Source organism: Acidovorax sp. ACV01 (assembly GCF_014851495.1).
Classification (GTDB): domain Bacteria; phylum Pseudomonadota; class Gammaproteobacteria; order Burkholderiales; family Burkholderiaceae_C; genus Acidovorax; species Acidovorax radicis.
Map to the genome: position 1 here is coordinate 251031 of NZ_JACUZT010000005.1, position 12019 is coordinate 263049.

Here is a 12019-nt window from a genome sequence, read left to right on the forward strand (position 1 = left end):
CAGTCAGTCTTTTCTTGGTCGTGGTTTATTCGGCGAGTGCACGGGTCACGACCTCGCGCACGTCGTTGGAGAGCGCTGGCCTTGCGGCAACACGGGCGATGGCTTCGCGCGCGGAGGTGCGCCAGGGGTCTGCGAGTTTCTTCCAGCGGTCCAGGGCCCGGGCCAGGCGTGCGGCCACCTGGGGATTGATGGCGTCCAGCTCGATCACGCGGTCGCTCCAGAACACATAGCCCGCAGCGTCTGTTCGGTGGAAGGCGCCAGGGTTGGCACTGCAATAGCTGAAGATCACACTGCGCGCGCGGTTCGGGTTCTTCAAGCTGAAGTCCGGGTGCTGCATGAGCTGGCGCACGGCGGGCAGAACGTTGCCGCCACGGTCGGGCGCGCCGGCTTGCAGCGCGAACCACTTGTCAATGACCAGGGGTTCTTCCTTGAACAGCGCATGGAAGCGTGCCAGGGCAGGGGCGGCCAGCTCACTGCCGCTGGCCACCAAGGCGGTCAGTGCGTTGAAGCGGTCGGTCATGTTGCTGGCCACCTTGAAGCGCTGGTAGGCCTTGCCGGGCCAGACCACATCGCCCGTCTTCTGGGCGGCAATGCACAGCATGTGCAGCGCCAGCCCGCTGAGTGCGCGGCGGCCGGACGAGATGGGGTCGGGGCTGTAGCCTCCGGTGTCCTGGTTCTGCTCCCAGGCAGCTTCCCAGTCGGTTTGCAGCGACAGGGCCAACTGCTCGCGCATGGCTTCGCGCACTGCGTGAATGCGCTGTGGGTTCACCACCTCAAGCTGCTCGGCGATGTAGGTTTCGGACGGCAGCGTAAGCACCAGTTCCTTGAAGGCTGCATCGAGCGCCGGGTTGCGCAGCACGCTGCGCATGGCGTCCACAAACTCTGCAGAGAGAATTTGATGGTCAAATTGGCCGCTGGCGCTTGTCCCCATTGCGCTGTCAGCTATTGCATCAATAGCGGTTCGGAGCGCCAGGCGCTGGCCGGCTTCCCAGCGGTTGAAGGCGTCTGCGTCGTGCGCCAGCAGCGTGAGCAGCTGGGCATCGGTGTAGTCGATGTCGAGTACCACGGGGGCACTGAAGCCGCGCAGCAGGGACGGCACGGGCTCGGCATCCAGGTTCGTGAAGGTCAGTGTCTGCGATGCCTCGGTCAGCACCACCACGCGCGAAGTCGTGTGTGCAGTGCCCTCCGCAGCGCCTTCGCCCGCAAGGTGCAAGGGCAGAGCGGCGCCGGTGGTGGCATCGATGAGGCCCAGTTCTATCGGGATCACGAAGGGCTGTTTCTCGCTCTGGCCGGGCGTCAGGGCGCAGCTTTGCGACAGCGTAAGCGCATAGCAGCGCGTGGCGGCGTCATAGCGGCCGGTGGCGCGCACGCGGGGTGTGCCTGCCTGGCTGTACCAGCGCTTGAACTGCGCGAGGTGCTGTGTGAGCGGGCTGCCCGGGTTGGCATCGGCGATGGCCTGCACAAAATCGTCGCAGGTCACGGCCTGGCCGTCATGGCGCTCGAAGTACAGCTTCATGCCCTTGGCGAAGCCTTCGCGGCCCACCAGGTTGTGCTGCATGCGCACGACCTCGGCACCTTTTTCGTAGATGGTGACGGTGTAGAAGTTGTTGATCTCGACGTAGCTGTCGGGGCGCACGGGATGGGCCATCGGGCCCGCGTCTTCGGGGAACTGGGCGGTGCGCAGCACGCGGACGTCTTCGATGCGCTTGACGGCACGGGCCGAGGGGCTGCCGGCCAGGTCCATGCTGAATTCCTGGTCGCGGAAGACCGTGAGGCCTTCCTTCAGGGACAGCTGGAACCAGTCGCGGCAGGTCACGCGGTTGCCGGTCCAGTTATGGAAGTACTCGTGGCCGACCACGCTTTCGATGTTGGCGAAGTCGGTGTCGGTGGCGGTGGCTTCGCTGGCCAGAACGTACTTCGTGTTGAAGATGTTCAGGCCCTTGTTCTCCATGGCGCCCATGTTGAAGTCGCTGGTGGCGACGATCATGAAGCGCTCCAGGTCCAGCGGCAGGCCGAAGCGGGCCTCGTCCCAGGCCACGCTGTACATCAGCGAGTTCATGGCGTGTTCGGTCTTGCCCAGGTCACCTGGGCGCACGTAGACCTGCAGCAGGTGGTCGGTGCCCGAGCGGCTCTTGATCTTCTGCTCGCGGGCAACCAGCTTGCCTGCCACCAGGGCGAACAGGTAGCAGGGTTTCTTGTGCGGGTCCACCCACTTGGCAAAGTGGCGGCCGTCTTCCAGCGTGCCGCTGTCCACCAGGTTGCCATTGGACAGCAGCACCGGGTACTGGGCCTTGTCGGCACGCAGCGTGACGGTGTAGCTGGCCATCACATCGGGGCGGTCCAGGAAGTAGGTGATGCGGCGAAAGCCCTCGGCCTCGCACTGCGTGAAAAACGTGCCCTGGCTCACGTACAGGCCCATCAGGTGCGTGTTCTTGGCAGGGCAGCAGGTGGTGAAGATCTCCAGCGCGAAAGGTTCAGAACCTTCGGGAAGGTTCTCCAGCACCAGGCGTGAGCCTTCCATCTTGAACGAGGTGCCCTGGCCGTTGACCAGCACGCGCGCCAGGTTCAGATCTTCGCCGTCGAGCTTGAGCGGCTGCGAGGCCACATCGGGGTTGCGGCGGAGCAGCATGCGGTTGAGCACGCGGGTCTTGTTGGGGTCCAGGTCGAAGGTGAGTTCGACGCTGTCGATCCAGTAGGCGGGGGCGGTGTAGTCCTCGCGGCGGATGGCGGTGGCGGGGCCTGCGCCGTCTCCGTCTGCGCTATGCAGTTGCAACATGGATGCTCTCCAGAAAGTCGGTGTTCATGAGTTCGGTGTAGTCGCGCACGGCGGTCAGCACGTGCGGGCCCGCCAGCTCATCTGCACTGTGCGTGCTGCAGATGGCCACGGCGCGCATGCCGGCCCGGCGGGCGGCCTCGATGCCAAAGGGGGCGTCTTCAAAAACGATGCAATGCTCAGGCGCTACCGCGATACGGCGCGCGGCCTCCAGAAAGATCGCGGGCTGGGGCTTTCCGGGCAGGCCTTCGTCGCCGCGCACGATGGCCAGCGGTGCGGGCTCCATGCCCAGGCGCGACATCGCGAACTCGACATTGTGGATGTCGCCGGCTGTACCCACAGCCACCTTCAGCCCGCGTTCAGTCACGCGTGCCGCAAAATGGCGAAAGCCCGCCACCTCGGTGAAGCGGGAGCCGAACAGTTCGCGGTAGATGTCTTCCTTCTCGCGCGTGAGCGCGTCGGCCTCATCCTGCGATACCTCGCGGCCCAGCAGTTCGCGGATGCATTCGGTGCCATTGCGGCCCGTGGTGCGGGCCATGAGGTCAGGCACGTCGATGTCCATGCCGCGACGGCGCGTGAACTCGACCCATGCCTGGGCGTGCCAGGGCATGGAGTCGATCATGGTGCCGTCCATGTCGAAGATGATGGCCTCGACGTGCATCACACGCCCTGCTTCAGGCTGGCTTCGATGAACGCGTCCAGGTCGCCATCCAGCACCTTCTGCGTGGCCGAGATTTCGACGTTGGTGCGCAGGTCCTTGATGCGGCTGTTGTCCAGCACGTAGCTGCGGATCTGGTGGCCCCAGCCCACATCGGTCTTGGTGTCTTCGAGCTTTTGCTGCTCTTCCTGGCGTTTGCGCATCTCGTGGTCGTACAGGCGCGAGCGCAGGCGCTGCCAGGCGATGTCGCGGTTGCCGTGCTGGCTGCGGCCGTCCTGGCACTGCACCACGATGCCGGTGGGCATGTGCGTCAGGCGCACGGCCGAGTCGGTCTTGTTGATGTGCTGGCCACCAGCGCCGGATGCGCGGTAGGTGTCGGTGCGCACATCGGCCGGGTTGATGTCGATCTGGATCGAGTCATCAATCTCGGGGTACACGAACAGGCTGGCAAAGCTGGTGTGGCGACCGCCCGACGAGTCGAACGGTGATTTGCGCACCAGGCGGTGCACGCCGGTTTCAGTGCGCAGCAGGCCGTAGGCGTATTCGCCCTCGACCTTGATCGTGGCGCTCTTGATACCGGCCACGTCGCCCGGTGTTTCTTCCTCGACCGTGGTCTTGAAGCCCTTGCGTTCGGCGTACTTGAGGTACTGGCGCAGCAGCATGCTCGCCCAGTCGCAGGCCTCGGTGCCACCCGCGCCAGCCTGGATGTCCACAAAGCAGTTGAGCGGGTCGGCCTCCATGCGGAACATGCGGCGGAACTCCAGCTGCTCGATCTCGGGCTTGAGCTTGGCGGTTTCGGCCTCGATGATCATCAGGCCACTTTCGTCGCCTTCTTCCTTGCTCATGTCATAGAGCTCGGTGTTGTCGGCCAGCTCGCGCGTGAGCTTGTCCAGCGTGAGCACCACGCCGTCCAGCGCCTTTTTTTCCTTGCCCAGCTCCTGGGCCTTCTTCGGATCGTTCCAGACCGAAGGGTCTTCCAGCGATGCGTTTACCGTACGCAGGCGTTCAAATTTGGCATCGAAGTCAAAGGTACCTCCGTAACTCTTGCGTTCGCACGGTCAGGTCGGAAAGGGTGTTGCCAATGAGGTTGATACGTTCTGCGTCCATGATTCTTGTCCTGGGTGTTCTGTGGAATAACCCGCGATTTTCTCATGGGATGGGCCAGAGCCCTATCAATGCCCCCTGGCAGGGCCGACGGTGCGCACGAGGCTCTGCTCATTGGGGACGTCGCGGATGTGATTATTCAAATTTGATAGCTGCCAACGCTTTATGGATAAGCGCTGGCGGCCATTTTTATTCAAATCTGGTTCACGCTTCGTTCAGGAACTGCTCCATGAGCTGCGCCACCTGCTCGGGCTGGTCGTGGTGCAGCATGTGGCCCGCGTCTGCCACGACAGCGGTGCGGCAGGTGCGCACGTGGGTCAGGCGCTGGTGGTATTCGTCCAGGGTGTACCGGCCGCTCCACCATTGGCCCAGGCTGTCGCCGCTGGCTTCTACGGCCAGCACGGAGGCTGAAATGCGTTCGTAAAGGGCCAGGGCTTCGTCCACCCGAAACAGCTGTGCGCTCGTGATCTTGTGGGCTGGGTCGCCCAGGATCTCCCACAGGCCTTGCGCGTTGGGCCGCGCCCAGTGCTGGGCCAGCCATTGGGCCTTGTCCTCGGACAAGCGGGGATTGGTCTTCATGAGGCGGCGTGCCACGCCGTCGGCGCTGTCGTAGGTCTTCAGATCCTTGCTGCCCTGGTGCAGCTGCTTGATCTCGTCGATCCACTGCGCATAACGCGTGGGCGCCTGCGCGGCCCGCGTGGCGGGCAGGCCAAAGCCTTCCAGGTTGACCAGCTTGCGCACGCGCTCGGGTCGCACCCCGGCATACATCATGGCCACGTTGCCGCCCATGCTGTGTCCGACCAGGTCGATGGCCTGGCCGGGGGCGTAGTGGTCCAGCAACAGGTCCAGGTCGGCCAGGTAGTCGGCAAAGAAGTAATGGTCGGCCTGCGCGCTGGACGTGAGCCCGAAGCCGCGCCAGTCCGGCGCGATGATGCGCCGCTGCTGCCGCAGTGCGTCCACCGTGAACTGGTAGGAGGCGCTGACGTCCATCCAGCCGTGCAGCAGCACCAGCGTGGGCAGGTCGCTCTGCTCAGGCCCCCAGTGGCGCACGTGGTAGTTCAGGTGGCGCAGCGCCAGCGTGCTGCTGCGGGAGGGTTGGAGGGGTTTGTACATGCGGCGGTGGTGCGGAGGGACGGGTGGGTACAAGGCAGGGGCCCGCCAGTTCGCCGCAGGGCGGCATTTTTGCAAAGCCCGGTGGGTGCCCGGCGCGGTGGCGCCAATGTTACGTCGGTGGTGCGGGCCGCGCAGCGAGTGCTGTCGCCTAGGCGGCTGCGCTGTCGGGGCCACTTGGCGGGCCTCGGGCAAGCTTTGGCGTTCGCTTGTACCATCGCCGTCCGGGCTTGTTGCCGCACTGGCTGCAGCTGCCTGCGCTGCGTGTCTTCTCTTCATGCGGCTGCAGGGTGTGTGGTCCATTTTTGCCGCTTTTTTCGTCTTCTGGAGCTTCTACCGCATGAACAAAGTCCCCTTGGGTCAGAGTGACCTGCTTGTCACCCCCATCTGCCTGGGCACCATGACGTTTGGTGAACAGGTCAATGAAGCCGATTCGCATGCCATCCTGAGCCGTTCGCTGGAGCGGGGCGTGAACTTCATCGACACCGCCGAGATGTATTCGGTGCCCGCCAAGGCAGAAACCTTTGGCGCCACGGAAACCATCATCGGCAACTGGTTTGCCAAGAACCCTGGTGCGCGCCAGAAGCTTGTGGTGGCCACCAAGGTCGCAGGCCCCTCGCGCGGCATGCCCTGGGTGCGTGAAAACAAGGGCATGTCGGCCAAAGACATCGTCGCCTCTTGCGAAGGCAGCCTGCGCCGCCTGCAGACCGACGTGATCGATCTCTATCAGATCCACTGGCCTGAGCGCCATGTGCCCGCTTTCGGCAATCTGTATTACGACCCTTCCAAGGAAACCTCCACCACCCCGATCCACGAGCAGCTGGAAGCGCTGGCCGGGCTGGTGAAAGCGGGCAAGGTGCGGTACATCGGTCTCTCGAACGAGACGCCCTACGGCGTGCACGAATTTGTGCGCCTGGCCGAGCAGCACGGCCTGCCCCGCGTGGCCACCGTGCAGAACCCGTATTGCCTGATCAACCGCACCTGGGAAAACGGCCTGGACGAAACCTGCCACCGGCTGGACGTGTCGCTGCTGGCCTACTCGCCGCTGGGCTTTGGCCTGCTGACGGGCAAGTACGACGAAAGTGGCATCACCGGCCCTTCCGCTCCCCAGGGCGCACGCATTTCAACGTATGAATCCGTGCGCAAGCAGCGCTGGGGTCGGCCCGAGGCGCTCACGGCCTCGCGCCGCTACAACGCCCTGGCCCGCGCCAACGGCATGACGCCCACGCAGATGGCGCTGGCGTTCTGCTACACCAAGTGGCAGGTTGCCAGCACCATCATCGGTGTGACGTCGGTGGCGCAGCTCGATGAAGACCTGGCCGCATGGGGCACCACGCTGTCGCCAGAGGTACTGCAGGCGATCGATGCCATCCGCTGGGAGCTGCGCGACCCGGCATTGTGAAGCCCCCCTGAGTCGCCTCGCGCCATCCCCACAGGGGGACGCCCCCAGCAGCGGCGGGGCGGCCCTTGCGCGGGGGCACTGGCCGGGCCGCGTCACTTTCAGGCGCTGGTGGTCGTGCTCAGCGCGCCTTCCTTCCACGGCACGCCGTTGGTTTCACCCAGGTCCCAGAACAGCCCGGCCATCACGGCCAGGCCTTCGCGTGCCACGGAGGCCAGCAAATGTTCGTTGGGCGCATGCTGCGCGCAGGCCGGGTACGAGTGCGGCACCCACAGTGTGGGCAGGCCGAGCTGGTCTGCAAAGATGTCGTTCGGCAGGGAGCCCGCCAAGTTGGGCAACAGTGTGGCTGGCTGGCCCGCGCTGGCTTGCAGGGACGCCAGGGTCCAGTCCACCCAGGGGTTGTGCAGGTCCAGCCGCGTGGCACCACACTCCATGCCGATGGAGATCTCCACCTGACTGAAACCGTGCGCGTCCAAGTGCTCGCGCAACGTGGTTTTCACGTTCTTCCAGTCGGTGCCCACCACGAAGCGCAATTGGCAATGTGCCGCCGCCTGGGAGGGAATGGCATTGACCGGCCGTTGCGCATTGCCCGAGCCCAGTGCCAGCACTTCCAGCGTGTTCCAGCCCACCAGCTGCTCCGCAGGCGTGAGGCCGGGTTCGCCCCAGCCGGGGGTGAGCGCAGGGTCATCGGCACCGGTGCCAATGGCCACGTCTTTCAGGGCCGTACGCAGCTTGTTGGGCACGGAAGGTGGCAGCAAGCCCTTGACCAGAATGCGGCCCTTGGCATCGACCAGGGTGGCCAGCGCATGCGTGAGCACGGTGGCGGGGTTGGCGAGCACGCCGCCCCAGTTGCCCGAGTGGTAGGCCTTGTCGCGGCTGCGTACCGTGAGCGAGAAATTGATGGCGCCGCGCGAGCCCAGGAAGAGGGTAGGGCGCGCCGCGCTCACACGGGGGCCGTCGCTGGCCACAAACAGATCGGCCTTCAGGGCCTCGCGGTGCTGTTCGCAGAAGGCGCCCAGGCCGGGGGAGCCGGCCTCTTCGCCCATCTCCATGAGCAGCGTGACGTTGTAGCCCAGGCGGCCCTGGCGGGCCTCCAGCGTGTGTGCCAGCGCCGCAAGGCTGACGGTGTGCTGGCCCTTGTTGTCGGCGGTGCCACGGCCATACCAGCGTTCGCCTTCAATGGTCAGCTCCCAGGGCGACAGGCCTTCGCGCCAGGCGCTGTCCTGGCCGTTGACCACATCGCCATGGCCATAGGTCATCACGGTGGGCAAGGCGGGGTCTTCCACCCGGCGTGCCAGCAGCAGCGGGCCTCCCCTGGGGTCGGTGTTGTGGAGCACCTGGCAGTCGAAACCCAGTGGTTCCAGCCAAGGCACGATTTCATCGGTCAGGTAGGCGCGCAGCGTGGGGGGGACCTGTCCTGTATCGCTTTCGGTGCGCCAGGCCACGCGGCGGCGCAGGTCGCTGGCAAAGCGGCCATCGTCGAAATAGCGGTGGACGTTCTGGATCAGTTGTTCTCGGTTCATCATGGGCTCCTTGCGGGGTTCACTCCACCACGATCTGTGCGCGGTGGGTCAGCGCGCGGTAGCGGCCGATCTCGTTGTCCATCGCGGCGTGCATGGCCTTGGGGCCCACAAACACGGGCTCCATGCCCTGGGCTCGAATCTGGTCCTGCAGCTGGACATCGCGCATGGCGGCCTCTACTTCCTTCATCAGTTTGTCCACGATGGGCGCGGGCGTGCGCGCAGGGGCTGCCACGGCGTACCAGCCGTCAAAGGCTGCGTCCGGCAGCTTCAGCTCCCGCACAGTGGGAATCGACGGCAGGGCGCGGGCGCGCTCGTTGCCCGCGATGGCCAGTGCGCGCAGCTTGCCCGAACGCACATGGGGTGCGGCGCTGGCCACGGTGTCGATGGCCATCTGGATCTCCCCCCCGATCAGCCCCATCATCGCCTGTGCGCTGCCCCGGTAGGGCACGTCCTGCAGGCGCACGCCCGCGGCCTGCTCCAACAGCGCGCCCACCAGGTGCGGGGCCGAGCCCGAGCCGAACGTGGCGTAGTTGACGGTTTTGGGTGCAGCCTTGGCCGCAGCCAGCAGCGAGGCCAGGTCCTTGTGGGGCGAGGCGGCACTGACCACCACCACCAGCGGCGCACGCGCGATGATGGCCACGGGGGCCAGGTCTTTCAGCGGGTCGTAGGGCAGTTTGGGGCGCAGCGCGGCGTTGACGGTGTAACTGGTCGAGCCGGACACCAGCAGGGTGTAGCCGTCGGGTTCGGCCTTCACCACGCTGTCCGTGCCGATGATGGTGGAGGCGCCGGGCTTGTTGTCGATGACCACGGGCTTGCCCAGTCGGGTGGACAGCTTCTGGCCCAGCGCACGGGCGACGGCGTCGGTGCCACCGCCGGGTGGGAAGGGCACGACCAGGCGCACCGCGCGCTCGGGCCACGCCTCGGCGGGCGCAGCCGTCTGGGCAAGGATGGGAGTGCTGGCGCTGGCGAAGGTGGCCAGGACGGCAGACAGCAAAGAGACTCGGACAAGGCTTTTCATGCAGGCTCCAGAGGTTGAGGCGTGGGGTGGTGGCGGCTCCGGCGCAAAGGCGACCGCTGGCACACGCTGCCATGGATGAATTGGAGCCTTAAACCCTGCAAGATGGGAGCCGGTTTACCATTGCTTTGGATAGAGATTTGGCAACTGACCGTTGCCTTTTTGTTCAAGGTGCACCATGCCCGTTTTACTGCTCAGCCTGCCCTTGCGCTACTTCCTGGAAGTGGCGCGCACCGGCTCCGTCAACCAGGCGGCGCAGCGCCTGCACGTGGCCGCATCGGCTGTGAGCCGCCAGCTTGGGAAGCTGGAAGACAGCCTGGGCGTGGTGCTGTTCGAGCGGCAAGCCCGTGGTATGGCGCTGACCGAAGCGGGCACCCGGCTGCTCGCCCATGCCACGGCACACGACGCGCAGGCCGCGGAGCTGGTGGAGCAACTGCAAGGGCTGTCGGCCCAGGAGGCCTTGCGCGTGCGGGTGGCCTGCACCGAAGGGTTTGCAGCGAGCTTCATGCCGCTGGTGATGAGCACATTTCGGCAGATGCACCCCCAGGCGCAGCTGCAGTTGCTGGTGGACGTGCCGCAGGAAGTGTCGGCCCTGGTGCAGCGCGGAGACGTCGATCTGGCGCTGAAGTACAGCGTGGCGCCCGAAAAGGGCTTGCAGGTGCTGCACTCGGCCATTGCTCCCATCTACGCCATCATGCCCGCGCAGCACCCGCTGGCCCGCCAGCGCAGTGTGAGTGTGGCCGATGTGGTGCGCTACCCGTTGCTCCTGGGCGCTACTGGCATCACGGGCAGGCAGTTGTTTGACCTGAGCTGTGCGGTGCAGGGGCTGCGTTACGTACCGGCGGTGGAAAGCAATTTTTCCTCCGCACTGCTGCCGCTTCTGGATGGGCAGGATGTGGCGCTGGCCAGCTACCTCACGGCGGCGCGCTGGGTGGAGGCGGGCCTGCTGGCGGCCCGGCCGTTTGACGAGGCGCAGTTGCAGCAGCGGCGCCTGCAGGTGCTGGCCGTGGAGGGGCGGACGCCGTCGGCGCTGGTGCAGCAGTTCACACAGGCGCTGGTGACTGCTATCGAACAGTATGGCAAGCGCAAGGTAGGGCGGCGCAAGACCTCCGTGGGGCGGGTCACCAAACATCCGTGATTCTGGTCGACCTCATAGGCGATCGGGTCTCGCGAGTGGATACCATTCACCCCCTATCCGGATCGCACCATGGCCAAGAAAGAACACGTCTCCGAGACCCAAGCCACCCAGTTGCTCAAGGCGAACAAGGTGGCGTTCACCGAGCACCCCTACGAATACCTGGAGCATGGCGGTGCTCTGCACAGCGCCGAGGTGCTGGGCCTCGACCCCTTCACCGTCGTCAAGACCCTGGTGATGCAGGACCAGGGTGCCAAGCCCTTGCTGGTGCTGATGCATGGCAACCGCAAAGTCTCTACCAAGAATCTCGCTCGACAGATTGGCGCCAAGTCGGTAGAGCCTTGCGCCCCCGAGGTGGCCAACCGCCACAGCGGCTATCTGGTGGGTGGCACATCGCCGTTTGGCACACGGCGCGCGATGCCGGTATACATCGAAGAGTCCATCCTCGCGCTGCCGCGGATTGCCATCAACGGCGGCCGGCGGGGATTTTTGGTGCAAATCGATCCGCAGGTATGTGTGCAGTTGCTGGGTGCCAAACCTGTGCACTGCGCGCTGGCAGAATAGGCCGCCACGGCAGACCGTCCGCCGTCCCCTGATATTGAGGAGTTGCTTTGACCGCCGTGTACCCCATCCTTGCCGCCGTGGCAGCCTATTTACTGGGCTCGCTGTCATTCGCCGTCATCGTGACGCGTGTGATGGGCCTGAGCGATCCGCGCACCTACGGCAGCAAGAACCCCGGCGCCACCAATGTGTTGCGCTCGGGATCCAAGGCTGCGGCCATCGTGACGTTGCTGCTGGATGCCGTGAAGGGCTGGCTGCCCGTTGCGCTGGTGATGTGGTTTGGCCACCCTTATGGGCTGGAAGACGGCACCGTGGCGATGGTGGGGCTGGCGGCATTTCTGGGTCACCTGTGGCCTGTGTTCTTTCGTTTTGAAGGGGGCAAAGGCGTGGCTACGGCGCTGGGCGTGCTGCTGGGCATCAGCGTCTGGCTGGGACTTGCCACGGCTGCGACCTGGCTCATCATCGCGTTCTTCTTCCGCTATTCGTCCCTCGCTTCGCTGGTGGCTGCTGCCTTCGCACCGGTGTACTACCTGTTGGTGGATGGGGTGGTGTGGTACGCCGAGGGCACGATTGCGGCCTCCATCATCGTGATGGCCATGCTGCTGGCCTGGCGCCACAAGGAGAACATCCAGCGCCTCATCGAAGGCAAGGAGTCACGCCTGGGCAGCAAGAAGGCCAAGCCGGACGCTGGGGGCAAAGGCAAGCCGGCAAAGTAGCGGCCTGGACCGGGGCGGGCAGCGC

At 65.3% G+C, this 12019-nt stretch carries 10 protein-coding genes; 4 read left to right on the plus strand and 6 right to left on the minus strand.

Going from position 1 to position 12019, the window contains the following annotated elements; genetic code table 11:
* Positions 1-25: 25 nt before the first annotated feature.
* The 4 genes from pepN to IB243_RS16250 all read right to left on the minus strand — a co-directional run bounded on the left by pepN (position 26) and on the right by IB243_RS16250 (position 5648).
* The gene (gene pepN, locus IB243_RS16235; RefSeq protein WP_192428328.1) at positions 26-2776 is read right to left on the minus strand and encodes an aminopeptidase N; all 2751 of its coding nucleotides are present in this window, start codon (positions 2774-2776) and stop codon (positions 26-28) included.
* Positions 2760-3434, minus strand: coding sequence for an HAD family phosphatase (locus tag IB243_RS16240; protein WP_010465821.1), 675 nt, complete (start codon positions 3432-3434; stop codon positions 2760-2762). Before IB243_RS16240 ends, pepN begins: the two co-directional genes overlap by 17 nt.
* Positions 3434-4538 (minus strand): peptide chain release factor 2 gene (gene prfB / locus IB243_RS16245; protein WP_192428330.1). Its coding sequence is split into 2 segments (ribosomal slippage): positions 3434-4456 and positions 4458-4538, totalling 1104 coding nucleotides; the frame shifts between segments, so codons are not numbered across the junction. The genes IB243_RS16240 and prfB overlap by 1 nt, the downstream gene beginning before the upstream one ends.
* A 201-nt stretch (positions 4539-4739) precedes the next feature.
* Positions 4740-5648 carry an alpha/beta fold hydrolase gene (locus IB243_RS16250; protein ID WP_192428332.1) on the minus strand — a complete coding sequence of 303 codons (909 nt, stop codon included), beginning with the start codon at positions 5646-5648 and terminating at the stop codon, positions 4740-4742.
* A 337-nt stretch (positions 5649-5985) separates the two neighbouring features.
* Here IB243_RS16250 and IB243_RS16255 point away from each other — a divergent pair, with 337 nt between their 5' ends.
* A complete protein-coding gene (locus tag IB243_RS16255) occupies positions 5986-7047 on the plus strand; it encodes an aldo/keto reductase (protein ID WP_010465818.1) in 1062 nt (353 codons plus the stop codon).
* Positions 7048-7145: 98 nt separating this feature from the next.
* Here the strand turns inward: IB243_RS16255 and IB243_RS16260 are convergent, their stop codons facing one another.
* Entirely contained in the window at positions 7146-8567 is a 1422-nt protein-coding gene (locus tag IB243_RS16260; protein ID WP_192428334.1) for a M20 family metallopeptidase, read from the minus strand.
* Positions 8568-8586: 19 nt separating this feature from the next.
* Positions 8587-9585, minus strand: a complete 999-nt coding sequence (locus IB243_RS16265) for a tripartite tricarboxylate transporter substrate binding protein (RefSeq protein WP_192428335.1) — start codon at positions 9583-9585, stop codon at positions 8587-8589.
* Between the two features lie 175 nt (positions 9586-9760).
* On the opposite strand from IB243_RS16265, the gene IB243_RS16270 reads away from it, so the two are divergent.
* The 3 genes from IB243_RS16270 to plsY all read left to right on the plus strand — a co-directional run bounded on the left by IB243_RS16270 (position 9761) and on the right by plsY (position 11994).
* Positions 9761-10720, plus strand: a complete 960-nt coding sequence (locus IB243_RS16270; protein ID WP_192428337.1) for a LysR family transcriptional regulator — start codon at positions 9761-9763, stop codon at positions 10718-10720.
* Positions 10721-10789: 69 nt separating this feature from the next.
* Entirely contained in the window at positions 10790-11281 is a 492-nt protein-coding gene (locus IB243_RS16275) for an aminoacyl-tRNA deacylase (RefSeq protein ID WP_192428339.1), read from the plus strand.
* 47 nt (positions 11282-11328) lie between these two features.
* On the plus strand, positions 11329-11994 hold the full coding sequence (gene plsY / locus IB243_RS16280; protein ID WP_192428341.1) for a glycerol-3-phosphate 1-O-acyltransferase PlsY: 666 nt from the start codon (positions 11329-11331) through the stop codon (positions 11992-11994).
* Positions 11995-12019: the final 25 nt, after the last annotated feature.

Coding starts and splice junctions, on each gene's coding strand:
- pepN (WP_192428328.1), bottom strand. CDS start 2,776: ATGTTGCAACTGCATAGCGCAGACGGAGACGGCGCAGGCCCCGCCACC.
- IB243_RS16240 (WP_010465821.1), bottom strand. CDS start 3,434: ATGCACGTCGAGGCCATCATCTTCGACATGGACGGCACCATGATCGAC.
- IB243_RS16250 (WP_192428332.1), bottom strand. CDS start 5,648: ATGTACAAACCCCTCCAACCCTCCCGCAGCAGCACGCTGGCGCTGCGC.
- IB243_RS16255 (WP_010465818.1), top strand. CDS start 5,986: ATGAACAAAGTCCCCTTGGGTCAGAGTGACCTGCTTGTCACCCCCATC.
- IB243_RS16260 (WP_192428334.1), bottom strand. CDS start 8,567: ATGAACCGAGAACAACTGATCCAGAACGTCCACCGCTATTTCGACGAT.
- IB243_RS16265 (WP_192428335.1), bottom strand. CDS start 9,585: ATGAAAAGCCTTGTCCGAGTCTCTTTGCTGTCTGCCGTCCTGGCCACC.
- IB243_RS16270 (WP_192428337.1), top strand. CDS start 9,761: ATGCCCGTTTTACTGCTCAGCCTGCCCTTGCGCTACTTCCTGGAAGTG.
- IB243_RS16275 (WP_192428339.1), top strand. CDS start 10,790: ATGGCCAAGAAAGAACACGTCTCCGAGACCCAAGCCACCCAGTTGCTC.